At 55.4% G+C, this 25,145-nt stretch carries 25 protein-coding genes and 1 pseudogene; 16 read left to right on the forward strand and 10 right to left on the reverse strand.

The features are described 5' to 3' along the window. The first annotated feature begins 14 nt into the window (after positions 1-14). The 4 genes from ACSBLW_RS11285 to ACSBLW_RS11300 are packed head-to-tail and all read left to right on the forward strand — an operon-like array spanning position 15 to position 4,893. Entirely contained in the window at positions 15-1,322 is a 1,308-nt protein-coding gene (locus tag ACSBLW_RS11285; RefSeq protein WP_435256720.1) for a flagellar hook protein FlgE, read from the forward strand. Between the two features lie 12 nt (positions 1,323-1,334). Beyond that, positions 1,335-2,789: a flagellar hook-associated protein FlgK gene (flgK, locus tag ACSBLW_RS11290; RefSeq protein WP_435256721.1), complete on the forward strand. Its 1,455-nt coding sequence runs from the start codon at positions 1,335-1,337 to the stop codon at positions 2,787-2,789. Positions 2,790-2,791: 2 nt separating this feature from the next. Beyond that, positions 2,792-3,796 carry a flagellin gene (locus ACSBLW_RS11295; protein WP_435256722.1) on the forward strand — a complete coding sequence of 335 codons (1,005 nt, stop codon included), beginning with the start codon at positions 2,792-2,794 and terminating at the stop codon, positions 3,794-3,796. After that, positions 3,793-4,893, forward strand: coding sequence for a flagellar basal body P-ring protein FlgI (locus tag ACSBLW_RS11300; protein ID WP_435256723.1), 1,101 nt, complete (start codon positions 3,793-3,795; stop codon positions 4,891-4,893). Before ACSBLW_RS11295 ends, ACSBLW_RS11300 begins: the two co-directional genes overlap by 4 nt. A gap of 33 nt (positions 4,894-4,926) precedes the next feature. Here ACSBLW_RS11300 and map read toward each other — a convergent pair whose 3' ends face one another. Continuing rightward, positions 4,927-5,736, reverse strand: coding sequence for a type I methionyl aminopeptidase (map, locus tag ACSBLW_RS11305; protein ID WP_435256724.1), 810 nt, complete (start codon positions 5,734-5,736; stop codon positions 4,927-4,929). 147 nt (positions 5,737-5,883) lie between these two features. Here map and ACSBLW_RS11310 point away from each other — a divergent pair, with 147 nt between their 5' ends. The 3 genes from ACSBLW_RS11310 to ACSBLW_RS11320 are packed head-to-tail and all read left to right on the forward strand — an operon-like array spanning position 5,884 to position 8,324. Then, positions 5,884-6,603, forward strand: a complete 720-nt coding sequence (locus tag ACSBLW_RS11310; RefSeq protein WP_435256725.1) for a competence/damage-inducible protein A — start codon at positions 5,884-5,886, stop codon at positions 6,601-6,603. Then, complete coding sequence (locus ACSBLW_RS11315) at positions 6,600-7,310, forward strand: GNAT family N-acetyltransferase (protein ID WP_435256726.1); 711 nt, start codon at positions 6,600-6,602, stop codon at positions 7,308-7,310. Before ACSBLW_RS11310 ends, ACSBLW_RS11315 begins: the two co-directional genes overlap by 4 nt. Positions 7,311-7,337: 27 nt before the next feature. Beyond that, a complete protein-coding gene (locus ACSBLW_RS11320) occupies positions 7,338-8,324 on the forward strand; it encodes an OmpA family protein (protein ID WP_435256727.1) in 987 nt (328 codons plus the stop codon). Between the two features lie 20 nt (positions 8,325-8,344). Here ACSBLW_RS11320 and ACSBLW_RS11325 read toward each other — a convergent pair whose 3' ends face one another. From ACSBLW_RS11325 to ACSBLW_RS11340, 4 genes are all read right to left on the reverse strand, one after another. After that, positions 8,345-9,250: a LysR family transcriptional regulator gene (locus ACSBLW_RS11325; protein WP_435256728.1), complete on the reverse strand. Its 906-nt coding sequence runs from the start codon at positions 9,248-9,250 to the stop codon at positions 8,345-8,347. 163 nt (positions 9,251-9,413) lie between these two features. Continuing rightward, the gene (gene kdsB / locus ACSBLW_RS11330) at positions 9,414-10,217 is read right to left on the reverse strand and encodes a 3-deoxy-manno-octulosonate cytidylyltransferase (RefSeq protein ID WP_435256729.1); all 804 of its coding nucleotides are present in this window, start codon (positions 10,215-10,217) and stop codon (positions 9,414-9,416) included. A gap of 2 nt (positions 10,218-10,219) precedes the next feature. Next, positions 10,220-11,047: a 3-deoxy-8-phosphooctulonate synthase gene (gene kdsA, locus ACSBLW_RS11335; protein ID WP_435256730.1), complete on the reverse strand. Its 828-nt coding sequence runs from the start codon at positions 11,045-11,047 to the stop codon at positions 10,220-10,222. A gap of 6 nt (positions 11,048-11,053) precedes the next feature. Then, positions 11,054-12,046 (reverse strand): KpsF/GutQ family sugar-phosphate isomerase, encoded by a 993-nt coding sequence (locus tag ACSBLW_RS11340; protein WP_435256731.1) that lies wholly within the window; start codon positions 12,044-12,046, stop codon positions 11,054-11,056. A 386-nt stretch (positions 12,047-12,432) separates the two neighbouring features. Here ACSBLW_RS11340 and ACSBLW_RS11345 point away from each other — a divergent pair, with 386 nt between their 5' ends. Continuing rightward, a complete protein-coding gene (locus ACSBLW_RS11345; RefSeq protein WP_435256732.1) occupies positions 12,433-12,720 on the forward strand; it encodes a hypothetical protein in 288 nt (95 codons plus the stop codon). A gap of 144 nt (positions 12,721-12,864) precedes the next feature. Here the strand turns inward: ACSBLW_RS11345 and ACSBLW_RS11350 are convergent, their stop codons facing one another. Continuing rightward, entirely contained in the window at positions 12,865-13,590 is a 726-nt protein-coding gene (locus tag ACSBLW_RS11350; protein ID WP_435256733.1) for a sigma-70 family RNA polymerase sigma factor, read from the reverse strand. Between the two features lie 583 nt (positions 13,591-14,173). Here ACSBLW_RS11350 and flgM point away from each other — a divergent pair. Both flgM and ACSBLW_RS11360 read left to right on the forward strand, forming a co-directional pair. Continuing rightward, entirely contained in the window at positions 14,174-14,488 is a 315-nt protein-coding gene (flgM, locus tag ACSBLW_RS11355) for a flagellar biosynthesis anti-sigma factor FlgM (protein ID WP_435256734.1), read from the forward strand. 9 nt (positions 14,489-14,497) lie between these two features. Next, the gene (locus ACSBLW_RS11360; protein WP_435256735.1) at positions 14,498-14,899 is read left to right on the forward strand and encodes a hypothetical protein; all 402 of its coding nucleotides are present in this window, start codon (positions 14,498-14,500) and stop codon (positions 14,897-14,899) included. 368 nt (positions 14,900-15,267) lie between these two features. Here ACSBLW_RS11360 and ACSBLW_RS11365 read toward each other — a convergent pair whose 3' ends face one another. Then, positions 15,268-15,468 (reverse strand): SlyX family protein, encoded by a 201-nt coding sequence (locus ACSBLW_RS11365; RefSeq protein WP_435256736.1) that lies wholly within the window; start codon positions 15,466-15,468, stop codon positions 15,268-15,270. A 78-nt stretch (positions 15,469-15,546) separates the two neighbouring features. On the opposite strand from ACSBLW_RS11365, the gene hisS reads away from it, so the two are divergent. The 4 genes from hisS to ACSBLW_RS11385 are packed head-to-tail and all read left to right on the forward strand — an operon-like array spanning position 15,547 to position 19,251. Beyond that, entirely contained in the window at positions 15,547-17,031 is a 1,485-nt protein-coding gene (gene hisS / locus ACSBLW_RS11370; RefSeq protein ID WP_435256737.1) for a histidine--tRNA ligase, read from the forward strand. Continuing rightward, positions 17,028-18,122 (forward strand): ATP phosphoribosyltransferase regulatory subunit, encoded by a 1,095-nt coding sequence (locus tag ACSBLW_RS11375; protein WP_435256738.1) that lies wholly within the window; start codon positions 17,028-17,030, stop codon positions 18,120-18,122. The genes hisS and ACSBLW_RS11375 overlap by 4 nt, the downstream gene beginning before the upstream one ends. Further along, on the forward strand, positions 18,119-18,844 hold the full coding sequence (gene hisG, locus ACSBLW_RS11380) for an ATP phosphoribosyltransferase (protein WP_435256739.1): 726 nt from the start codon (positions 18,119-18,121) through the stop codon (positions 18,842-18,844). The genes ACSBLW_RS11375 and hisG overlap by 4 nt, the downstream gene beginning before the upstream one ends. 47 nt (positions 18,845-18,891) lie before the next feature. After that, on the forward strand, positions 18,892-19,251 hold the full coding sequence (locus tag ACSBLW_RS11385) for a hypothetical protein (protein WP_435256740.1): 360 nt from the start codon (positions 18,892-18,894) through the stop codon (positions 19,249-19,251). Between the two features lie 121 nt (positions 19,252-19,372). On the opposite strand, the gene ACSBLW_RS11390 is transcribed toward ACSBLW_RS11385, so the two are convergent. Together ACSBLW_RS11390 and ACSBLW_RS11395 are read right to left on the reverse strand one after the other, a co-directional pair. After that, positions 19,373-20,089 (reverse strand): ParA family protein, encoded by a 717-nt coding sequence (locus tag ACSBLW_RS11390; RefSeq protein WP_435256741.1) that lies wholly within the window; start codon positions 20,087-20,089, stop codon positions 19,373-19,375. Next, a complete protein-coding gene (locus ACSBLW_RS11395; protein WP_435256742.1) occupies positions 20,080-20,334 on the reverse strand; it encodes a hypothetical protein in 255 nt (84 codons plus the stop codon). The genes ACSBLW_RS11390 and ACSBLW_RS11395 overlap by 10 nt, the downstream gene beginning before the upstream one ends. Before the next feature lie 545 nt (positions 20,335-20,879). Here ACSBLW_RS11395 and ACSBLW_RS11400 point away from each other — a divergent pair. Together ACSBLW_RS11400 and ACSBLW_RS11405 are read left to right on the forward strand one after the other, a co-directional pair. Further along, a complete protein-coding gene (locus tag ACSBLW_RS11400; RefSeq protein WP_435256743.1) occupies positions 20,880-22,025 on the forward strand; it encodes a sigma 54-interacting transcriptional regulator in 1,146 nt (381 codons plus the stop codon). Positions 22,026-22,241: 216 nt separating this feature from the next. After that, positions 22,242-23,387: pseudogene (locus tag ACSBLW_RS11405) on the forward strand (IS3 family transposase). 180 nt (positions 23,388-23,567) lie between these two features. On the opposite strand, the gene rpoN reads toward ACSBLW_RS11405, so the two are convergent. Further along, positions 23,568-24,920, reverse strand: a complete 1,353-nt coding sequence (rpoN, locus tag ACSBLW_RS11410; protein ID WP_435256744.1) for an RNA polymerase factor sigma-54 — start codon at positions 24,918-24,920, stop codon at positions 23,568-23,570. Between the last annotated feature and the right edge of the window lie 225 nt (positions 24,921-25,145).

The following is a 25,145-nucleotide window of genomic DNA, read 5'->3' on the forward strand; positions in this document are numbered from 1 at the left end:
GAAAGGCGGACTAGATGACGATTTCTTCCTCGCTGAATGCGGGGGTGGCGGGACTGAACGCGAACGCGACCCGGCTTGCCACCATTTCCGACAATATCGCGAACTCTTCGACCTATGGTTACAAACGGTCTTTGGCCGAATTTGAAAGCATGGTGATTTCGGATTCTCGCGGTGCCAGCACCTATGCGGCCGGCGGCGTTCGTGCCTCGACCGTCCGATTGATTGAAGAGCGTGGCGCCCTTGTTGGCACCTCTAATCCACTTGATCTTGCGGTATCTGGCCGTGGCATGCTTCCGGTCATGCCAGCTGTCGCCTTGGGCGTCGACATGGGCGATGTTCCCTTGATGATGACCACGACAGGGGCCTTCCGCGCTGATGCGGATGGCGTGCTGCGGACGGAATCCGGATTGGTTCTTTTGGGTTGGCCAGCCAATTCGGATGGAGAAATTCCAAACTTCCCCCGAGATTCGGTTTCCGGTCTGGAACCTGTCGTGATCAACGTCAACCAGACTGCCGGAGACCCGACAACCCGCATTACTCTAGGCACCAACTTGCCGGCGACGGACACGGCCGCCGGGGCCTCGGGCGACCCACGTTCAAGAACGATCGAATATTTTGGCAATCTTGGAACATCGGAGTCTCTCGACATCACCTTCACGCCTGTCGTTGCAGCCACAGGCTATTCGAACACCTGGCGGATGGAAATTCGGGACAGCGCCTCGAATGACGCGCTGATCGGCGAGTATGAATTGACCTTTGACGATTCGCGCACAAGTGGCGGCACCCTTGCAAATGTGACGACGGTCTCGGGAGGAGCTTACGATCTTGCCACCGGGATGATCGACCTTCCAGTTGCCGGCGGTGCGATCAGCCTTGAGATTGGAAAGCCGGGTGAGACCAACGGGTTGACCCAGCTTTCCGACAGCTTTGCCCCCACCAACATCACGAAGGACGGCTCGCCCGTCGGGAATCTGGCCGCAGTAGAGGTGGATTCAAACGGCTATATCCTTGCAACCTATGACACCGGTTTCGTGCGCCGCATCTATCAGATTCCCTTGATTGATGTCCCCAACGTCAACGGGCTTACCACCATGGATAACCAGACCTACAAGGTCTCTCCGGACTCCGGATCCTTCTTCCTGTGGGATGCAGGGGATGGTCCGACCGGGGCGATTTCTGGATATGCGCGGGAAGGATCCACCACTGATGTTGCGGCTGAGTTGACCTCGCTGATCCAGACCCAGCGTGCCTACTCCTCGAATGCCAAAGTGATCCAGACCGTGGATGAAATGCTTCAGGAAACGACCAACATTAAACGGTAAAGGAATGAACCAATGAGCCTGACTTCGGCCCTGTCGAACGCGCTTTCTGGTCTGAACACCGGTGCTCGGCTTGCTGAGATTGCGTCGGAAAACATCTCGAATGCCTTGACCGAAGGATTTGCGCGCCGGCAGGCCCAAATCGCGTCTCGGCAAATCGGCGGGATCGGAGCGGGCGTCAGGATCGTCTCGGTTGAGCGCCAGATCAGTCAGGCGATCGTCCAGGACCTGAGGCTGGCAAATTCGATACGGTCGTCGATTGATCCTAGACTGGTTGCGCTGCGGTCGATTGAAACGGCGTTTGGCGATCCAACCGATGCTTCATCGCTAACGGCATGGCTTTCGTCTTTCCAGCGCAGCCTCACCGAAGCCGCTGCTCGACCCGACTCTTCTGCCCGGCTTCTGAACGTCAAAGATGCCGCGAAGAATCTTGTGGCCAGCCTGAACAGCGCATCTGAGGCAATTGCGGGTAGCCGGCAAGTTGCGGATACGGCAATTGAGCGCAATGTAAAAACCCTGAACACGGCCATTCGGTCGGTCAAAGATCTGAACACCCAGATCGCGGCAATGACGGCCCGAGGGCAAGATACTTCGTCTGCGGAAGATCGGCGTCAAACGCTGATAGATCAGATCGCCGAGATTGTCCCGGTTCGCGAGGTTGCGCGGCAAGGCAATCAGGTCGCCTTATTTTCAACGTCTGGCTTGGCACTCTTGGATGGGCGGGCCGCTGTTTTCAGTTTCTCTCCGACACGCGCTATCCAACCCGACATGACCGTTGAAAGCGGAGGGCTTTCAGGTTTGGCGGTAGACGGAAAGCCCATTTCGACTGGTCCAGAAGGTGGTCATCTTGGGCAAGGTCGATTGTCGGCGCATTTTCAAATTCGAGACGAGGACTCGGTCCGGCAACAACGCCTCGTCGATGACATCGCCAAAAGCCTTATCGAGCGATTGTCCGGCCCAGATGTCGATCCGAGTTTGGCTGCAGGTGAAGCGGGCCTTTTTGTTGATCAAGACGGCACGGATATTTCGGCTGATGCGCCGGGTTGGGCATCGCGGATCACACTGAACATTGTAATCGCTGATGGCAGCGAAGAGTCGATTTGGCGGATCAGAGACGGAATACATGCAACAGCAGATCCGGCCAGATCGGACCCGACACTGCTTCAGAACTTTGCCCAACGATTGGCGGAAGAGAGGCCTGTACCAGCCAGCGCAAATCAGGGTGCCTTTAGCCTATTCAAACTAGCGGCAGAAGCCGCCTCAACCTTTGCCGTTCAAAGGCTTGAGGCCGAAACCAATCTTTCCTTTTCGCAGGCCAGAACAGAGGCGCTGAAGGGTGACTTGCTTCGCGACGGCGTCGATTCAGACCGCGAGATGCAGGATTTGATGCAGATCGAAAAGGCCTATGCCGCAAACGCAAAGGTCATCCAATCAGTCGATGACATGCTTCGTGCGATCTTGGAGATTTGACTATGAGCGGCGTATCCTTCGGTGATCTTGCGCAATCCTATTTATTAAAATCACGCATCGGCAGTTTGAAGTCGCAAACCCTTCGCCTGTCTGATGAATTGGCGTCCGGGCGCAAAGCCGATGTCGCGGCGAGCGTGGCCGGCGATTTGACAACGCTTTCCGCCTTAGAGCATTCGCGCGCGCTTTCGCAGGGCTTTCTGGCAGCCAGCCGTGATGCCGCCCATAAACTGGACGCAAGACAATCGGTTCTTGGTGTCGTATCGCAGCACCTGACGTCTGCGATGCAGGCATTAGGCCTTGCATCGCAAGATTCCGGATTTTCTCAGGTCAAACGCATTGCTGACGATGCGCGGTCCCTTTTTTCCGAAGCGATCCAGCAATTGAACACGCAGATCGCTGGTCGCCCCCTGTTTGCCGGGATGGCAACGAACGGTAAGGCCATCGCCGATGGCAAACTTATCATTGGGGAATTGAACAGCTTGACCAGCAGCGCAAGGACCGCTGACGAGATCGCGGGGATTGTTTCTGACTGGTTTGACGATCCTGCAGGCTTTGAGAGCTTTGCGTATCAAGGGCAAGCAACTGAGCCACCGGCAGTTCTTTCCCCTGAAGGTCAGACGGTCGCGGGAACAACAGCGCTGGATCCAAAGATCAAGGCGGCCCTTGCAGGACTGGCTTTGGCATCCTTGATAGATCACCCAGCGCTGACCCCGACTGGTGCTGACCGAATGTCCCTGCGGGAACGCGCCCTATCGATGTTGTATTCAGGTCAAGACGATGTGACGGATCTTGCGTCCCGGATCGGAGCGGATCAAAGCCGGATTGCAGGCCTTCAATCGCGCTATCAGGCCGAGGATCTTTCTTTTCAAATCGCTATCTCCGAGATCGTCACGGCAGATCCGGCACAGACGGCAATGGAATTAGAAGCCGTTCGCACCAACCTAGAAACGGTCTACTCGGTTACTGCGCGTATCTCCCGCCTAACTCTCGCGGATTTTCTAAGATGAAGAGCTTCTTCGCGCTTGTCTGCACATTGTTTTTTGCGGTTCCCGGATCGGCCCAGGAAGTTCGGCTTAAAGACTTGGTGGCATTTGACGGTGTTCGCGGAAACGATCTGGTGGGATACGGGCTTGTTGTCGGGTTGAATGCCACCGGAGACGGCATTCGAAACTCGCCTTTCACCGAAGAAATGATGGCCAATCTGTTGGAAAGGCTTGGCGTAAACGTCACGGGAGAGGCTTTTCGGCCCAAGAACGTAGCTGCGGTTCTTGTGACAGGAGAGTTGCCTGCATTTGCGAGGGCTGGTTCTCGGATTGATGTGACTGTGTCGGCGATCGGTGATGCAAAAAGTCTGCTTGGCGGCACGTTGGTGATGACCCCGCTGAACGGCGCAGATGGCCAGATCTATGCCGTGGCCCAAGGATCTGTCATCGCCGGGGGGATCGTTGCGGAGGGAGAGGCGGCCCGGACAGTTCAGGGAGTACCAACATCAGGGTCCATCCCAGCCGGTGCCCGGGTGGAGCGGGAGGTTGATTTCGACTTTACAAGTCTACAATCGCTTCGCCTTGCGCTTCGCAATTCTGATTTCACGACGGCGGCGCTTATCGAAACTCGGCTGAACAAAGAGTTCGGGCGGCGGGTCGCGACGATGCTTGATGCCGGGACGGTTGAGTTAGACATCGCCGCCACCGGCAGAAGATCAGCCGCGCACGCCATTGGTGAAATCGAGAATTTGCCGATTTCACCGCAGACCAAAGCCCGCGTCGTTGTTGACCAGCGGTCAGGGACTATCGTTATCGGACAAGACGTAAGGATTAGCCGCGTGGCTGTCGCGCAAGGCAATCTGACTCTGCGCGTGGAAGAAGCACCGTTGGTGGTCCAGCCAAACCCGTTTGCCGCAGGGGAGACGGTCGTTGTTCCCCGCAGCACTGCTGAAATTCAGGCCGATCCAGGCGTAGGGCTGGCCGAAGTTCGCGGCGGCACATCCTTGTCCGAATTGGTCGCGGGTCTAAACGCCTTGGGCGTCGCCCCGAACGATATGATTGATATTCTTAAAAGCATTCACGCGGCAGGTGCGCTCCACGCCGAGTTTGTCATCAATTGACCAAGACCCGATAAGGCTCCACCTTTCGACGCCTTATCCCCAAGTTGGATGGAATTTCCCGGCTGGAGACAGTGTGAAAATTTCAGCCCCCGTGGCGGTGACACCGATGGAATGTTCAAATTGCGCGGAAAGCGACTTGTCCCGGGTAACTGCCGTCCAATCGTCCGCCAGCACTTTGGTCTCTGGGCGGCCAAGGTTCACCATGGGCTCAATAGTGAAGAACATGCCTTCTTCCAAGACAGGCCCCGAACCCGGGCGGCCATAGTGCAAGACATTAGGCGGAGCGTGGAAAACCCGACCCAAGCCATGGCCGCAGAAATCGCGCACGACGCTCATCCGGTTCGCTTCGACAAAGCTTTGAATTGCGTGGCCGACATCACCGAATGTGTTGCCAGGCTTCACTGCCTCGATACCCCGCATGAGGGCTTCGTGGGTCACTTCGATCAATCTCTCGGCCTTTCGTGAGAGATTTCCAGCCACATACATACGACTGGTATCGCCGAACCAACCATCTACGATGACGGTCACATCAACATTCAGAATGTCGCCGTCTGACAGGACTTTGCTGCCTGGGATGCCGTGGCACACCACATGGTTGACCGAGATACAAGAGGCATGCTGGTAACCTTTGTAGCCAATCGTGGCAGAGGTCACGCCGCGGGCTACGATCTCGGCACGGATGAAATCGTCGATCTCTCCTGTTGTCACGCCGGGCTTAACCAAGGCGGTGACCAGATCAAGAATTTCTGCAGCTACTTTGCCAGCGACATGCATACCCGCAAAATCTGCCTGTTCATAAATGCGGATTCCGTCCCGTGTGATCCGACCGCCCGTCTCTTCCACCTGTCGCTCCTACGATTTCCAAGGCCTAAATAAGGAAACCAGCCCGCTTTGACCAGAGCAATGGGTCTTTTCCCTCAGGACAAGGATCTTGCACGAAACCGGTCCGGGTCTATACCCAAAGGACAAACTACGAGGAAAGGCCCCAAAATGCAGAACCCGACAGCGGCAATGCTTGTGATCGGTGACGAGATTCTGTCCGGACGCACGCGCGATTCAAACATGCATTTTCTTGCGGGTGAATTGACCAAGCACGGCGTTCGCATGATGGAAGCGCGGGTCGTTGGCGATGATCAGAGCGCAATCGTTGCGGCTGTGAACGAACTTCGGGCGCGCTGGGATCACGTCTTTACCAGTGGAGGGATTGGCCCCACGCATGACGACATCACGGCAGATGCGATGGCCGCGGCTTTTGGAGTGTCCATCGACCATCGGGAAGATGCGATGGCACTGCTGCAGGCGCATTATGACCGCTCTGGTCTGCCTTTCAACGAAGCGCGGCAACGGATGGCCCGGATCCCGGCGGGTGCGCGGCTGATCGACAACCCGGTAAGTACGGCGCCGGGTTTCTCACTTGAAAATGTTTATGTGATGGCGGGCGTTCCGAAGATCTTTGAAGCAATGGTGGCGAGTGTCATGCCGACCATAACAGGCGGCGCGCCTTTGCTAAGTCAATCTCTTCGAGTTGAGCGAGGCGAAGGAGATATTGCAGAAGCCTTTGGCAAGCTGGCGATGCGGTTCCCGGATCTTTCTATGGGGTCTTATCCGTTCATTCACAACGGGGCTCATGGCACCAACTTAGTCATCAGGGGCACCGACGCAGGTCAAATTGATCTTGCGATGGGCGAGTTGGTTCGGCTTTTCAAATGAACCCCGCGGCGCTTGCAGATCTGATGGAAGCGACTTGGCCACCGGCATCCAGAGTCCGTATTGGCCCTTGGACAATTCGCGATGGAAAAGGCGGTGGGAAACGGGTCTCTGCGGCAACCGCTGATGGGGAATGGGTGGACGAAGAAATAGTTTTTGCGGAAAAGGCTATGGAAGATCTGGGACAAACACCCCTCTTCCTGATCCGCGAACCGGACGTGCTGTTGGATCAGGCGCTTCAGGCACGGGGTTATCGTGTTGTTGATCCTGTTGTTGCCTATAGTGCGCCCGTCGGGCAGTTGCTGGATGCTTCGCTTTCTCCGATGGCGGCGTTTGCCCATTGGCCACCGTTGGCAGTCTGTTTTGACACTTGGTCAGAAGGTGGGATTGGTCCGGCCCGCTGGGATGTCATGAAGCGTGTAAGCGGACCCAAGACAGCAATATTGGCGCGCACGAATGACCGTCCATCAGGGGTCGCCTTTGTCGCCGCCGAGGGAAATGCTGCGATGCTTCATGCCTTGGAAGTGGCCCAATCAGCGCGCCGCCAAGGATCGGCCAGAAATATTATGCACAAGGCCGCAGAATGGGCGCAAAACAACGGGGCAGAAAGTCTTAGTCTTGTCGTAACCGTGGCGAATAGTCCCGCTCGCGCTCTCTACACATCATTGGGAATGGCAGTTACGGGGCAATATCATTACCGTATGCGATAGCGTGGAAGGGAAGGGATTTTGAGCGGAGTGGCCAAGCACAGTTGGCATGTAGTGGCGGTTACTTTCCTGACCGGATGGCACCCTGCAGGGGCGAACGGCGCCCAACTGGAAATGCCAGCCGAGAGCAAGGCCGTCTTTCAGCTCACCGAGCCTCTTGCCAGCTATACTCTGCCTCTTGGACCATTCCGCGATGGTGGCATCCCGGGAAAAACTCTGGAAGGACGTGTTACAAAAACCGCCTGGAAGACAGAGAACCCCATCCGCAGCACGATGGATTTACTGGTTCCGCTGCGTGACCAACTGGAGAGCCAGGGTTTTGCGGTATTGTTTGCCTGTGAAAGCTTTGAATGTGGCGGGTTCGATTTTCGCTTTGCCACGCCGGTGCTGCCCGAACCAGAAATGCATATAGATCTTGGCGATTACCGCTACTTGACCGCAGAAAAAGGGGAAAAGGCCGTCACCCTTTTGATCAGCCGATCATCGACCGCTGGGTTCGTGCAGGTTATTGAAGTGGACGCGACGGGCGTAACAAACGGCGCAGAACCGTCGTCGGAAACCGCAAGCCCAGCCTTACCGCAGCCCATACAGACACCTTTTACAGCCCAGACCCCGACGCCCTCTGCTGAACCGCTGAAGGGTGACAAGTTGTTGACAGGAGGAAGCACAATTCTTGATGGGCTGGAATTTCCCTCGGGCAGCACAACGCTGCCAGACAAGACCTATCCGTCGCTGGATGAACTGGCCGGATGGCTGAAATCAAATCCCAAACTGAAAATTGCCGTCGTTGGACATACGGATGCTTCGGGCGGGCTGGATGTAAATATTGCCATTTCAAAGAAGCGCGCCGGATCCGTCAGACAGTACCTGATCGAGAAACATGGCGTTTCAGCAGCACAAGTCGAGGCAGAAGGGGCGGGGTATCTCGCGCCAATCGCCAGCAATTTGACCGAAGAGGGGCGTCGCGCAAACAGGAGGGTCGAAGTCATGGTGACTTCGACCCAGTTTCAGCCGTGAAGGGAACACTCAGGCTGTCATTACCACTTGTCCGGGCCTTTGTCTGAATAGCGTCGGGCAAGGAAATCTATGAAGGCGCGCACTTTTGGCTGCGTGAAGCGCCCGGGCGGATAAACCGCGTAGATGCCCAGGACTTCCGTTGGAAGACCCGGCAGGGCTTCTTCGACCAGACCCTGACGCATGGCATCCGCGTAAAGGAAGCTGGGGAGATAGGCGATACCAAGCCCGGAAATCGCGGCATTCAACAGCGACTGACCATCGTTCACCGTCAGCCAGCCAGCGGTTCGGACTTGGCGCTTTTCACCCGATGGGGCGGTGATTTTCCAAACGTTACCGTTGGCTTGGTTAGAATAGTGAAGAAGCTTGTGATCGTTCAGATCGTCGATTTTCATCGGTCGACCGAACTTTTGGAAGTAGCTGGGTGAGGCGATCATCCGCTTGGTCGTGTCGGTCAGTTTACGAGCCCTAAGCGTCGAGTCTTCAAGCTCGCCGACACGAATGGCCATATCAAAGCCTTCACTGATCAGTTCGACATAACGGTTGTTCAGAACCATGTTCACCGTGATGTCGGGATATTCCAGAAGGAAATCACCGAGGATCGGCGACAAGAGATTGACGCCAAAGTCCGTCGCCACGCTGATCCGCAAAAGACCCGACGGGGCGGACTGCATGCTGGTCACCAGCGCATCAGCCTCTCCGGCGTCATTGAGCACGCGGCGGGCGCGGTCGTAATAAGCCAGACCGATTTCTGTCGGGCTAACCCGCCTTGTTGTGCGGTTTAGAAGCCTTGCACCGAGGCGAGCCTCGAGTGCCGAGATGTGCTTCGAAACGGCAGATTTCGAAATGCCCATCTTCTTGGCCGCATCGGTGAAGCCGCCTTGGTCAACGACCGTGGCAAAGGCCTCCATTTCGGTAAGACGATCCATTTTTCCCCCAGCAGACACAATCGGGTTGATAGGTCTGTTTTGAACCTGAAATCGGGCAGGATCGGGGCGAGGACTTGTCCTATCAAAGGAAATGTCAAGGATCGTTCATGGCACGGAAACAAGGAAGGCGATACCGCCAACCGCCGAACTGAACGGCGCGTTGCTATTCCCACCCCATCCGCGCCAAGTAGCCTTCGATCAAACTGACATCAGACGGGTTGTTCAATTCCCAGAATACGGCCCCCGGCGCCGACACTTCGACCGTTTTGATCGGGTGCCCGTTTTCGAGGAAGCGCAGTTGTTCCAATCCTTCCAGCGTTTCAAGCGGCCCTTGTTGCCATTGGGCATAGGCCTCTAATGCAGCCTGACGATAGGCATACACACCGACATGGTGGAAAACTGGCACAACGCCATCAACAACGCCCTTTCCATTCGTGAAGGGGATCACTTCTTTGGAAAAGTAAAGCGCGCGGCCCATTTGATCGGAAACAACAGTCGTCGCGCCGACGCGTCCGGCTGCTCGGTCAGCCAACAGATTGCGGACAGTTTCTTCATCACAGCGCAGGCAGGGAGTAGCCATTCCGCAATCCTGGTCTTGGCGCAGCGCGTTGATCAGCGCCGTTACAAAGTGTGGAGGGGTCAGGGGTGCGTCACCCTGAAGATTAACAATGATGTCAGCCGTAATGCCTGCTTTTTGCACGGCTTCGGCGACACGTTCCGTTCCGTTCCTGCACGTGTCGGACGTCATGATGACGTCGGCACCAATCCTCGCTGCTTCATCAGCGATCCGATCATCATCCGTCGCAACGTAGACAGGAATTTGCCCCTGCGAGGCTGCACGAGCCGCGATCACTGAGCGTTCAATCAGGCTGCGACGCGTTCCACTCGCCCCGGCCAAAGTCACAAGAGGTTTGCCCGGGTAGCGCGTGCTTGCGTATCGGGCCGGGATGATGATGCATGCGTCCATCGTCAAAGTCCTTTGGCCAGCCGATCGAACGCGCAAAGACGTTCGATCAATGCGCGCATTTCCGCCAAGGGGATCATGTTCGGACCATCACTAGGCGCATTATCAGGGTCTTGATGGGTTTCGATAAACAAGGCTGAAACACCAACCGCGCAGGCTGCACGGGCGAGGACCGGTGCGAACTGACGCTGTCCCCCGGAAGACCCACCAAGGCCGCCGGGCTGCTGTACCGAGTGCGTGGCATCAAAGACTACCGGCCATCCCGTTTCCGCCATCGTTGGCAGTCCCCGGAAGTCGGTCACAAGGGTATTGTAGCCAAAGGAGGTGCCACGCTCGCAAAGCATGATCCGGCGGTTTCCGGTGCTTTCGACTTTGGCAGCCACGTTTTTCATATCCCAAGGGGCAAGAAACTGGCCCTTCTTTATGTTTATGGCCAACCCAGTTTCGCCGGCTGCCAAAAGCAGGTCGGTCTGGCGGCATAGGAATGCCGGGATCTGCAGGACATCAACCGCCTTCGCAGCTTCTGCGCAATGCCACGGCTCGTGGACATCAGTCAGCACAGGCACTCCGTATTCTGAGCGGATGTCCGACAGGATTTGTAGACCCTTCTCCATACCCAAGCCACGCGCAGTTCCAATGCTGGAGCGATTTGCCTTGTCGTAGCTGGCCTTGAAAATGAACTTGGTTCCCGTCGTCGAGCAGGCCTCGAGCAGGCCTTCGCAGATCATGCGAGCATGATCGTGACTTTCAAGTTGGCACGGGCCTGTGATCAGCGAGATAGGGTTTCGATCACCAATCGCAATTTCGCCAATGGATACGATTTTTTGGGCCATAGCGCTTTACATCACTCCAATACGCAGAAGGTCGTGCAGGTGCAGAATGCCAACCGGCCGATTTCCTTCGCAAACAAAGAGAACACCGATCTTGTTCTTGTTGATCAAGGCCAATGCCTCGGCGGCCAGAGTATCGGGCGTCACCGTTACCGGATGGCGAGTGCAAACATCAGCCGCCGTTCTATCCAGAATGCCTTTCATATTGCGACGCAGATCTCCGTCGCTGACGACACCAATCAGCCCCCCCGTAACGTCTAGGACTGCAGCCACTCCGAAGCCGCCTGCCGTCATCGCCAGAATGACATCTTGCATGGGCGTGGTTTCCTCAACCAGCGGCAAGCGGTCGGCCCCATGCATGACTTGTCGGACTTGTGTCAGTTGAGCCCCAAGTTTGCCGCCGGGATGGAAAGCGCGGAACTCCTCGGGCTTGAATTTCCTTGTCTCCATCAATGCGACAGCAAGGGCGTCGCCCAATCCCATCATCAATGTAGTAGAAGTCGTGGGCGCCATCCCGATGGAACAGGCTTCCGGTAGATCTGGAATCGTCAGCTTGTAATCAGAAGAACGCATCAGGGCGCTCGCCTCATCCCTCGACATGCCGATCAATGGAATGTCAAATCGCGCGCAATGTGCAATCAGGTCTCGCAACTCGGCTGTTTCACCGCTGTTGGACAGAAGCAGGCAAATGTCTTGCGGTGTGACCATCCCGAGGTCACCATGACTGGCTTCTGCCGGGTGCACAAAAAAAGAAGGCGTTCCAGTGGATGCAAGGGTTGCTGCAATTTTGCGAGCGACGTGACCAGACTTTCCAATGCCGGACAGCACAACCCTGCCGGGGACCGCCAAGATTGCTTCGATGACACGCGGGAAATCGGGCGGCAATGACCGAGACAGTGCGTAAAGTGCCTCTCCTTCAGTCTGAAGCACTCGCGTCGCAACTTGTTGAGATGAGGCGATCTGCTCTGCCGACATGACAGGCTGAGGACGGACATTTGCCATCGGTGCTTTCCCCTAAGGTTGCGGTCTCTTTGCCATGCCGGCCATGTCCTGTCCAGAACGGGCCGCCCCAAAATCTTGGGCCAGTGAAGCTGTTAATCTGGGAAATCCCATCTTGGGTGAAAGAAGGCAGGCCCCAAATCCCACAAAATGCTGGAGATGTTGCCAATATATTTGCAGGATTGGACGAAAATGGACGCGAGCCTCAGTCAAGCACCACTCAGACAGTACGATCACTTTAGATGAAGATCCCGCTGTCGGTGCAAAAGGATGCTTGCGACGCTCTCTGAAATTGCGGCTTTCGTTAATGGTGCACCCCCTCATTCGGTAACGGGCTTTATCAAGTATGCATTCGGCTTACTGCTGATGAGCGTCGAGAAGGCGGCAAATTGTGGGCTTGGGACGCATTGGCGGTGAAAAGGTTGTCTTTAGCGAAGGCAGAACCCGACGCGCTGTTGCGGTTTAGCGATCAACACTTTGAAATTATGGATGGCGATGAGGAAAGGAAGCCGTCCTTCCGGATGGACAAGAACACGGACGATTGGCTTGCCCTGTTCAGAGACCATGAAAGCAGGTGGGGTCGTATGATCGGCCCAGATCCAGAGTTTTCTATGGACCCAAAAGAAGGCTGGGCGAATATCCCCAATCCATTCAAGTTCAGTCTTGCCTGCTCGTAGACATTGCCGCAGGCAAGCAGCTTGTCCCTGATTTCCAGAAGCGCATTTCTCGGGACGTGCGCGCTCGGGGTCTGCGAATGGCACATGCTGCCACAGCAACGTAGATCACGGCGGTTTTTACCTGACGAAGGCTATAAAGGGTCGTTAGGCAGCTTCCCCTTGTCTTTCTGCTATGCCTTTGCGAAGCCGCTCGACGGCGCTCTTCTTGATCTGCGAAACGCGACCAGTCGTGACGCTCAGGATTTCTGCGATTTCGTAGATGTTCAGTTCTTCAACATAGTAAAGCTGAAGAACCAGAGCCTCGCGTTCCGGCAGACCTTCCAGTGCAACTCGCAACAATCCCTTTAGTTCATCCTGCTGGTACAGATCCTCGGCGCTGGCCGAATTGTCTTTAAACAGATCGGAATGATCTGAGTAAACTTCGTCCAGACTTTTGGGTTGTTGAGTCGCGAACTGGCTTTGCCAGCCGTGCAATTCCAGGATCGAAATTTCCAGACGTTCAGCCAGTTCAGGGCCCGTTGGAGAACGATGAAGCTCTTGTTCGAGCTGGCTCGTAGCAACCTTTACTTTTTGATGCATCGCGATCGAAGCGCGGCACATGCTGGCGTTTGCGCGCAGATAGTCGACAATCGACCCTCTGATCCTGATTTTGGCGTATGCAGCAAAGTTCACACCCGGCTTCGGAATGTATCTTTGGCTTGCATCAACCAGACCAATATACCCGACCTGCAATAAGTCTTCGATCTCAATCATACGGCCGACTCGACCATGCATTTGCCAAGCAACCTTACGCACAAGGTTCATGTGCGTAGCGACCAGCTCATCTGGGCTGGGTGTCTGTTCTGTGTATTCTTTGGCGATCAAGGTCATCGCTGAGCCTCCGCTCTTTCGTATTTTGTCTCGTCGGCCTCCTCTTGCAGCTTTCGTGCCAAAGTTTTTCGGTCCGGGACAGAAATCGTCCCAAAAATTCCACGGCTGCTGTCAATACGGGAAGGGCACTGCTTTGCTTCGACAAACGCATTCATCTGTGACTTGTCAGTGCCGACGACGTCGCAAAAGGTAAGGTCTAGCCCTGCGGACAGGCTTCTCCCGCCTCCGTTTGTGCGCAGTGCGCTGTTGGGAAATTCGGCGACCTGGGGCCGACTGTCAGAACTGACACGACGTGATCGCTCTTCGATTTCAGGCCTGCTATTTGATTTCCTTGAGCCCCTCTGGTGAAAGACTCTCTGTTTGCAACCACAATTTGCCTTCCGTCGAGCCCTGACAGGCGGAAGTTATTTCTACTGCCAAAGCACTCGAGATTGCCGAAATGGCGCACTCATCGATCTTGTATAGGTCGAAAACCCCACTTCCGAGGTTATCGAAGCTGCCAGCGTGAATCAGAAGGATATCGTCGAGGTCCCTCTAAAACCTTTTGGAAATGGGTCGTAATGGGGTTCAGATGGAGAGCACCATGGTAGAACCTGTATCCCACTCAGCTTGGAAAACCGGCATCCGGCGTTTGGATCCCGAGACCACCCAAGTAAGCGGCAGAATAAAGGGAGCCGTATCGCATCGCACCGAGTCTGCTGCGCTTTCAAGGGCAATGGACAACGTCATGATCAGTTCAGCGGCAACGTCGCTACCTGATGAGTTGAAGGCCGGCCCTCCGATTGACAACGTGTCGGTTAACCGCATTCGACAAGCGATTGCGGAAAATCGCTACCCTATCGATCTTCGGGCCATCACTGACAGCCTCTTCCAGAGCTTTCTGGAAGTCGCTCGATAAAGAGGAATAATGACGAATATGAACGCCGGTTTGCCCGAAATCACTATGGTTCTCGCCCTTGCTGCAAGTTTGACTTCCTTGGGAATTGCCATGACCCAGTTTCTCAAGACCCGCATGCAGATGCCAACGTCGAATGGCGCAGAAAGCAATATCGCGGAGCTTATTCGCGAAGGAGAAGATCGCCTGTCGACAATGTTCGCCATGATGGAAGAAGCCCAGCAAGCTCGTTTTGACGCCCTGCGATCAGATATTTCTTCGATCCGGGCGGAAATCGACTGGCTGACGGGTGAGCAGATGGTCGAGCAAGCCATCAACATGGCCCGCAATGGCGTTAGTGTCGAGGAAATCAATGCTGAGTTGGGGCTTTCGCAAGAAGTTGCGGAGACCCTGAATGCAACGCGTGTTCACTAAGCGTTAGCAGAGACGACAAGACCAAGAGGCCTCCGTCAAAAGCGGAGGTCTTTTTTTATTCAGATAAGCTGACATTACGGCTGCTTTGTCGCCGCAGCAATCGATTCTGGGATCGCCGGAGCGGAAGGTTGTTCAAGACCGAAGTTACTTCCATCTGGCGCCAATGGACCTTCCCCACCGGCTGATTTTAGGTGGCGGAAGAACTTCTGCCTCTTTTGGCGCTTGCGCAGTAAGAAGGGCACCTAAAGGAACTGGGGCGCGCACTGTCAAATTTCGTGATTGCCGCCAAGGAACCTGAGGAAATTCAGTGATTACAAGAGCGTCTAATGCGGAGCCGACAGCGATCCAACAGTCGGCTTGCGTGCTCGTCACCAATGAGGCGGTCTTTGATTGGCTGCTGGCGCATCGAATCCCTGCGACTCTCTTTCAGCCTCACGTTCGACCAAAAGCGCGACCAACCTCGTAAGGCGATCAATTTCCTTGCTTTGTGTGGTCACGATATCGGAAAGGTCGTCAACTGCACGGGTCAGATGTGCAATCCGTTCTTCTAGAAGTGCAGTCCGATCCATCTTGTCCTCGCGATGCGCTTGCCGCCCCTTTTTCCATCCGTTACAGGAACGAAGCCAGAGAACGAAGGGCCCAAAGCCATGTCTGATGGAAAAATCCGCCGTCCCAAGGCCGAAACGCCAAAGGGGTTCCGCGACTATTTTGGCGCGGAAGTGACTGAACGCAAGGCGATGCTGGACGCGATCACCGGGGTCTATCATCGCTATGGGTTTGATCCGCTGGAAACCAGTGCGATCGAAACGGTCGAGGCGCTTGGCAAATTCTTACCCGATGTTGACCGCCCGAATGAGGGTGTGTTTGCATGGCAGGATGAAGAAAAAGACTGGATGGCACTGCGCTACGACCTGACAGCGCCGCTGGCCCGTGTCGCTGCACAGTTCCGAAACGACCTGCCTAGCCCGTACCGTCGCTATGCTATGGGTCCGGTCTGGCGCAATGAAAAGCCGGGGCCAGGCCGGTTCCGCCAGTTCTATCAATGCGATGCCGATACCGTTGGCGCGCCATCGGTCGCGGCAGATGCCGAGATTTGTGCCATGCTGGCAGATGCCTTGGAAACAGTAGGAATCCCGCGCGGCGATTATGTTGTGAAGGTTAATAACCGTAAGGTTCTAAACGGCGTGATGGAGACCGCTGGGGTGCTGGCCCCCTCGAATCCCGAACGCTTCGCTGAAGAGCGCGGCATCGTCCTGCGTGCCATAGACAAGATCGACCGCCTTGGCGATGAGGGTGTACGCGCCCTCTTGGGTGAGGGGCGCAAGGACGAGTCCGGTGACTTTACCAAGGGCGCTGGCCTTGGGGCCGAACAGGCGGAAATCGTGATGGGCTTTACCTCGGCGCGGCGCGACACAGGGATGGCCACTGTCGCGAGGCTAAGAGAATTGATCGGCACCTCAGTCATCGGAGCCGAGGGCGTCGCGGAACTGGAGACAATCGCCGGATTGCTGGATGCGCAAGGGTATGGCGCTGATCGGATCATGCTGGACCCCGGCGTTGTTCGCGGTCTGGGTTACTACACCGGCCCGGTCTATGAGGCCGAGCTAACCTTCCAGATCACCGATGAAAAGGGGCGCCCGCGCAACTTTGGTTCGGTCGCAGGGGGCGGTCGCTACGACGATTTGGTCAAGCGCTTTACCGGCCAATCAGTTCCGGCGACCGGGGTTTCCATCGGCGTGGACCGTCTTCTAGCCGCGCTGCGAGCCAAGGGCCGCACCCGGGGCGAGGGAGCGGGGCCAGTGGTTGTGACGGTGATGGACCGCGACCGTATGGCTGATTACATGGCGATGATCGGCGAATTGCGGCAAGCGGGCATCCGAGCCGAAGTTTATCTGGGCAACCCCAAAAACTTTGGCAATCAGTTGAAATACGCTGACAAGCGCCAGTCGCCCGTAGCTGTCATTCAAGGCGGCAATGAACACGCGTCTGGGACTGTGATCCTAAAGGATTTGGTTTTGGGTGCCAAGATCGCTGTAAGCGCAACACTGGAAGAATGGAAGGGTCGCCCGGCACAGGTCGAAGTGCCCCGTGCCGATCTTGTGACCGAAGTTCGCAAGATGTTGGCCCAATGACACCGAAAACCGCCATACGGGCCGAGGCCGAAGGCTTTTTCACTGCCCTTCTTGCCACGGGGGCCCAACCGGTTGAAGCAGACCTCCTGCTGCCAGCAGAGACCTTGCTTGACCTTTATGGCGAAGATATTCGCGCCCGCGCCTATGTGACCCAAGATCCAGTGCGTGGCGAGATGATGCTGCGCCCAGATTTTACAGTTCCCGTCGTGCAGGCGCACATGGAACACGGGGCAGAACCTGCCCGGTACTGCTATATGGGCGAAGTTTTCCGCCAACAGGTCCATCTGGGCCCGCGGCAGAGCGAATATGTGCAGGTCGGCTATGAGGTGTTTGACGGCACTGATCCGCTGGCCGCAGATGCTGAGGTCTTTGCCCTTTTTCAAAGCTTGCTGGCTCCGCTCGGCCTGCGAGCTGCAACGGGTGACATCGGCATACTTCGTGCCGCCGTGATGGGTTTGAACACGTCGGATCGGCGGAAATCAGCGCTCTTGCGCCACCTGTGGCGGCCCCGGCGGTTCCGCGCGCTGCTTGACAGGTTTGGCGGACGAGCGCCTGTGCCGGAAGCCCGCCAAAAGATGCTTGCACGAATGGCCGCAGGTGAGGATCTGCTAGCCGGGCTGGTGCAAACCGGACAGCGGGGCGAAGATGAGGTGCAGGAGCGCTTGGCTGCCTTGGCCGAGGATGCCGCCCTTCCTCCCATCTCCGCCGAGGAAATCTCCCGCCTTGAGACGGTATTGGCACTGCGGGACACCTGCCCCTCCGCGCTACGCAGGTTGCAGGAGATGGCAACCACCACACCATCGCTCACCACCGCGGTTGAGCGGCTGGCCATGCGGATTGACCGGCTCGCAGCATGCGGAATCACGGTTGAATCGCTGGAATTTGAGGCCAGCTACGGCCGTACGACAATGGAATATTACGATGGTTTCGTCTTTGGATTTTATGCCGAAGGGGAAGTCGACATGCCGCCGATTGCCACTGGGGGGCGATATGACGCGCTAACTGCTGTTCTGGGTCAGGGTAGGTCTATCCCGGCCGTCGGCGGAGTATTGCGCCCCGGCCTGACGGCCCGTCTGAGGGGGGCGCTTTGATGCTTAAGATCGGAGTGCCGTCGAAAGGACGGCTTATGGAAAAGACCTTTGACTGGTTCGGCGCGCGGGGTGTTCCAATGCGTCAGTCCGGTGCCGAGCGCGAGTATTCTGGTCAGATCGAAGGTATCTCTGGTGCTGAGCTTGTTCTCCTGTCAGCTGGTGAAATTCCCAAGGAACTGGCCACCGGGCGCATCCACCTAGGTGTTACCGGCAGCGATCTGGTGCGAGAAAAACTTGCTGATTGGGACATGCAGGTCTCCGAGCTGGCCAGCATGGGATTTGGGCACGCGGACTTGATCATCGCTGTGCCAACCGGCTGGGCAGATGTGGAAGTCTTGGACGATCTTGATGCCGTTTCCGCCCAGTTCCGAGCCAAACATGGGCACCGTTTACGGATTGCAACGAAGTATCATCGCCTTGTGCGCGAGTTTCTAACTCAGAATGGAATTGCCGACTATCAATTGGTTGATAGTCAAGGTGCCACTGAAGGTACGGTCAAAAACCTTACCGCAGAAGCCGTAGCGGACATAACGTCTTCGGGCGAGACGCTTCGGGCGAACCACCTGAAAATTTTGGGGGATGGATTGATTCATTCAAGCCAAGCGACGCTTTTCGGTTCGCGGCGGGCAAATTGGGACGACGAGTCCCGAAAATCCTTGATGGACTTGCTAGTTACCCTTGGAATTTCCGACAGCTGCACCCAATTTCTTGGTAGCCTTTGACTGATTTGGGAATTTCCTTAGTCTGGCGTGACTGGGAGACAATGACGATGGCCCGAACCATATCTTTTCTTGTCTTGTGCGTGGGCGTATCCTCGATTTCATCGGCCAATGCGCAGACCACAAGTTCGGGCGCAGGGATCGCTGCTGCAATTTCCGGGAATACCGTGAAGGGAACGATGGCTGCGTCGGGCGGTTTCGAAGAGTTCTTTGCAGTTGATGGCCAAATCCGGTCCAGTGATTATTCGGGAAGCTGGACAATCGACGGCAAACGGCTGTGTCTGTCTTACGATGGCGACCCTGCGTCCTGTTGGGAGCTGGTCATCGACGGAGCCAACGTAACTTGGATTGGCCGTTACGGCGAAGAGGGATCTGGCATTATTATCCCAGGCAACCCAAAAGGGTTCTGAACATAGGTTTGATCCAAGATGACAAAGGGTTGACAAAGGTCACTTCGTCTTACCATTCGAGAGCATTTTTGCGTATGGCCAGCGTGAGATTGTCCGTAGCCTCTTTCGTCTTTCTAATGTCTCACATCGCGCGCCAAAGAGCCTGTTCGGACAGAAGCGATCGAGCAAGTTGGGCATAGTCGCTGGCGCCTGTGCTGCGCGGCGCATCTTGAAATACAACGCCCGTCGAATCTCCGATCACGGAAAGTTTGCTTGAAGTCCTGATAACGACCGGAACTACAGCTTGCGATCCAAACCTGTCGATCAACCTTGATCGCGTGACGCGGTGTTGCGAAATGCGGTTCGAGTATTGTGAAATCAGAATGCGCAGAGCAGACAAAGGCATACCGATCGCCTGAAGATCTGACACCAAATCATTCATGGTATGAAGGGCAACAGGCTCTGGCCTCACCGGGATAAGGACGATATCGCTATCGCTAATCAAAGCTTGATGTCCAATTGCAGCCACAGAGGATGTATCGAGAATTTGCCACTTTCCCCGATGAGATGGCAAAAACTGTGTTACTTCGGCGGCAAGAGCCTCGTGTTTATCCACGGTATGTATTTCGACGGAGGGATAACCGAGGAGATTTTTCGTTTTCTTGCTTTGCTCGTATACTGCAGGTTCGACAGGAGTGAGCATTTGGCCACTGCTCACCAACGCTTGTGAAAGCACCACTTTGGGATCCAGATCCACAATCTGAACTGAAACCCCCTCATGGGCCAAGGCAATAGAAAGATATAATGCAGTCGTGGTTTTACCCGTCCCGCTTTGTGGATTGAGGATTGTTACCCGCATCTGCCGTGATCCTTGCTCGTCGCGCCTGCGTCATCCAAGACAAGCTCGCAATCCGAAGTCAGAACTGCGGCATCCAGGATCATGATTGCCTTCTGATTTACACGCTCCAGTCCGACAATCTGGACGACCTGTCGGATGCCGACAGCATAGTCTTCCTCGCCTAACAAGAAACAAAAATACGTATCGTCAAGGTTTTCAGTGGTCAGCATCGCTTTGCTGCCATCCTTTTCTTTCGGTTGGATCATTGTTGCCCCTTGCATAGCTGTCTCCTGCTTAATTCGGGCGTTGCCAGAGTTGGCTAACGGGCTGTTCGCTGGTAAGTGAAGTCGACCCAGTGATGCCACGCCTCTCCGAGATTTCGCGCAGCATAAGAGATTGGGAATTTACGATGGTAAGTTTTGGAAATCGCGGATCAACGCCACTCCTTTTAGGCGTAGATTCTAAAACGGAAAAATCTCAATATATGTAATGCATACAAACGGGTTATACTCGCATATCCGTTCGGATAAATAGGCTGCGATCTTCTGCGGAAACCTAGTGAAAATAGATAATCTATCTTACGGCTATGACTAATATCTGCCACACATACGAAAGTACGATGTCTGAATTTGATTTGAGTCTCGTTCCTTGACACATCTCTGTGCAAAAATCCGACAGTAATAATTGATCGACCAATCACATCGGAAATTTCTTCGATAATTTTAGTGGTGATCACTAAAAAATCAGAAATCTTCTCACTTTGGCACGACTCCTGCTTTTAGGTCTTCAAAAGTTACCTACGGAGACCAGAATGCCCTTGGTTCACATCATCGAGACGTCGATGTCGACATCTGCAGCCCTCTCATTGATGCTTGGGCGTCGCCGGATCGGAGCGTCTTGCGGAGACAAGCCGGTGGGCGGATGCCAGGTGCTTGTTCTTTCCGGACTTTATGAAAAGACCATCGGCGGTCTGCGTGGCGTCGTCGAACTGGCGCGCCAATATGGTGCCAAAACGATTGTGATTGTCACTGAAGAGGCAGAAATCATCGAGCAAACCGAGGATCTTGGCGGTCGGATCCTCCGTGTCTCTCTGCCCACACAAACCGGCACACCGCCCCATCTTCGTGACTGCGCTCTTTTGTACCTAACAGATATCGTCGCCTCCGGGCTGCAATCCATGGTCGCCGCGGATCCTTCGACTGGCCAGTTGCTTGATCTGGCTGCCCGCGTTGCAAAGACAGACGTAACTGTCTTCATTCATGGTCCAACCGGCAGCGGGAAGGAAGTTCTCGCTCGTCAAGTTCACGCGGCTTCCCGACGTGCAAACGCGCCGTTCGTTGCAATCAATTGCGCGGCTATTCCAGAAAATATGTTGGAGGCCATTCTGTTTGGGCATGAAAAAGGTGCATTCACTGGCGCACAAGCTGCCAATAAAGGACTTATCCGTGCCGCCGACGGCGGCACTCTTTTACTGGACGAAATTTCGGAAATGCCGATGGGTTTGCAGTCAAAACTGCTGCGTGTACTTCAAGAGCGCACAGTAACGCCAATTGGTTCTCAGGCCGAAGTTGCCGTAGATATACGCATCATAGCCACTTCAAACCGAAACATGGCTGAAGAAGTGGCCGCGCGCCGCTTCCGTGAAGATCTGTACTATCGCCTTAACGTCTTTCCTTTGGCAACCAAAGCGCTGTCTGACCGCCCAGATGACATTCCAGTACTTGCTGCAAGCCTTATCCGTCGACATCTGGGTAATCAGGGCACCTTGCCATTGCTCACCGCCGAGGCGATGTCCGCGCTTTGTGGCCATAAATGGAATGGCAACGTTCGTGAGCTTGAAAACGTCATTCAACGCGCAATCGTACTCTATGCCGACAGTCAAATCACCGCACAGGACATTGTCATCGACATGGACTGCCTCTCTCAGCCCTTGATGTCTATGGCAGAGGCCGTCTGACGGTCTAGTAATAAGAATTTCGAGAATAGAAGCCTCACTTCCACCATTTGTTTCAAGCGAACTCCAAGCGACCAAAACGATGCCTAATGTTGGTTCGATCACAGAGAATAGGTTCTCCGATCACCTCAACAATCTGGTCAAGGAGTTCGCCTCTGGCCTGCTGCCGGTTTCGTGGACACGAAGATAAGATCGTGACCAAGGAACTGGAGAGTGGATATGACGAGACGGAAGTTCAGCCGTGAGTTCAAGATCGAGGCCGTAAGGCTGGTGACGGACCGGGGCGTGGCGGTGGCTCTGGCCGCGCGTGACCTTGATCTGGCGGAGAGCGTGCTGCGGCGCTGGATGCGGGAATTGACGGCGGCGCCAGCTGCAGCCTTTCCCGGGAACGGGCAGATGCGGGCCGATCTGGCCGAGATTGCAGCGCTGAAGAAAGAGGTCGCACGTCTTCGTGCGGAGCGTGACATCCTGAAGAAAGCGGCAGCTTTTTTCGCGCGCGAGGCGACATGAGGTTCGCCTTCATTGCCAAACACCGCCACATCTGACCGATCAGCTGTCTGTGCGACGTGCTGGATGTGTCGCGTTCCGGCTTCCACGCCTGGCTCAACCGGCCGACCAGCGCCCGCGATATCCATGACGACAAGCTCGTCACGGCGATCGAGTCGAGCTTCAAGGCCAGCGACCGGACCTATGGTGCCCGCCGCGTGTGGCGTGATGTTCTGGAAGAAGGGTTTGCCTGCGGGCTGCACCGGATCGAACGGTTGATGCGGATCAACGCCTTGCGGGCACGCCCCAAACGCCGTGGAAAGCCGACGGACGACGGCGAACGGTCGGTCATCGCCGACAACATTCTGGACCGCGATTTCCAGGCAGATAAGCCAAACCAGAAGTGGCTGGCCGATTTCACCTCCATCTGGACCGCCGAGGGTTGGCTGTATGTCGCTGTCGTTCTGGACCTGTTTTCGCGGCGCGTCGTCGGATGGTCCATGAAGGCAGACCGGGATGCATCACTGGTCATGGACGCGCTGATGATGGCCGTGTGGCGACGGTGCAAGGCTGACGCGCTGCTTCATCACTCGGACCAGGGATCGCAATACACAAGCGATCAGTTTCAAAGGCTTCTGGCGGACAACGGCATCACTTGCTCAATGAGCCGTGCGGGCAACGTCTGGGACAACTCTGCCATGGAGAGCTTCTTCTCGTCGCTGAAGACCGAGCGCAGCCCGCAAAGTCTACCACACCCGCGACGAAGCCCGTGCTGACGTGTTCGATTACATCGAGCGCTTCTACAACCCGCGCAGGCGGCATTCCAAACTGGGCTACCTCAGCCCCATGGAGTTCGAGGCCCGCGCTGTGCTAGCTTAACCTGCTGTCCACGAAACCGGTAGCAGGCCATGTTGCCGTCTTTTAGCTTTCAGATACCGGCTAAGGTTTCCTTCGGAGAAGGCCGCCCATTAAGCCTTTCGCAAAGTTGTCATCGAAGCTGCTTTAGTCTTTGCAGCGGCAAATGTAAAAATCGAAGGTTACCAAATAAGAAACAAATAATCAGATTTGACCGGCCAAAGCTGCTTGGCGGCGTCGCATCGTGGAGGAAGGAATACCTAACATATCACGGTATTTTGAAACAGTTCGACGCGCGAGGACAGTTCCCTCCGAAGATACCAGTCGGGCAATATCATCATCGCTAAGCGGATTGTTTGAGTTTTCCGACTGTATCAGGCGACGGATTCGATGACGAACAGCCAATGCCGAGCCGGGTTCATCACCGTTTGAGCTTTCCAGAGCAGTCGAGAAGAAGCTTTTGAGGGGCAAAGTACCTTGCGGAGTTTGAACCAGCATACCAGAAGTGACGCGGCTGACGGTGCTTTCGTGCACCCCAACGGCATCTGCTACATCGCGAAGGATCATCGGCTTCATATGAGAAGCACCGTACTCCAAGAAGGCGGTCTGGCGTCTTGCGACTTCAGCGCCGACCTTGAGAATGGTCATATTCCGATGTTCGACTGCACGAGCAAGCCACTTGGCGACAGCCAGGCGTTCGCCGACATAGGAACCCGCTTCTTTTGCCATGGGCCCCTTTGACTTAGCGAGTTCTTCTGCATCGATATTGCGAACGACAACCTTTGGCAGCGTCGAACGGTTCATGTCGACAGTCCAACCGTCCTGCGAACGCATAATGATAAGGTCTGGCGCCCGCTGCGGCGCTATGAAAGTTTCGAACTTCGCACCCGGCTTTGGATTCAGTCCCCGCAAAGCGCGCAAATCAAGTTTCAGCTCATCAAGAGAGCATCCGCAAACGCGTGCCAAACCCTTCAAATCAGCCAAGGCAAGCATTGGAAGGTTGGCGAGAATGGTGTTGAAACGCGGCGTTAAGATCTCCAAATCCGCGGCCTGCAAGCGGAGGCACTCGGCCAAGTTCCGTGCAAAAAGTCCCGCAGGTTCGATCGTTTGAAGGCGCATCAGCATCACTTCAGCTGTCTCGATTGACACATCGACCGAAGCTGCAACCGACGCCAAATCTAATCCAAGCCAACCAGACGGTTCCAGAGCGTCGGCAAAAGCAACTGCGAGTGCTTGGTCTTTTCCGTTGAGCCCCATCTTCTCGATTTCTGCCGAAACATGCGCGTACAAGGAAGGTCCAGGATCAGCAGCCAAAGCGCCAATCCGATCCCACTCCGTGTCGCTTGCCTTACCAGCAGTAGGAAGCGCAGCGACGCGATCCGACGAACGACGCTCAAACTTCCCAACTTCAACAAACGGGTTTTCTTCCGCCTGCTGCTCAATGTAAGCAGCTAGGTCCGAATTGCCCATCGCCAACAAATGAATGGCCTGCTGAAGCTGGGCATTGACTACCATTGACTGACGCTGTGTGATCGTCTGGGAAGCGAAAAGTTGCATTTGTCGGTCTCCTTGCGAAGACGAACTTGGCGCTTCCCGACCAATGAATCAAAGTTTTCATTTGACAGCTCTAAAATGCCAATAAATCGACAACCACAATCCGAAATTGCCCACCCAACCCGTTGAAATGAAATAACCCCGACGCATTTGGCGTAGGGTCTATACCATTGTATTGTCAGAAAAGTGTTAGCCGCGAAGAAGGCCAAGACACCCTTTTGCGCAGAG

Origin of the sequence: Thioclava sp. FR2, from assembly GCF_051200875.1 — a bacterium.
Classification (GTDB): domain Bacteria; phylum Pseudomonadota; class Alphaproteobacteria; order Rhodobacterales; family Rhodobacteraceae; genus Pseudotabrizicola.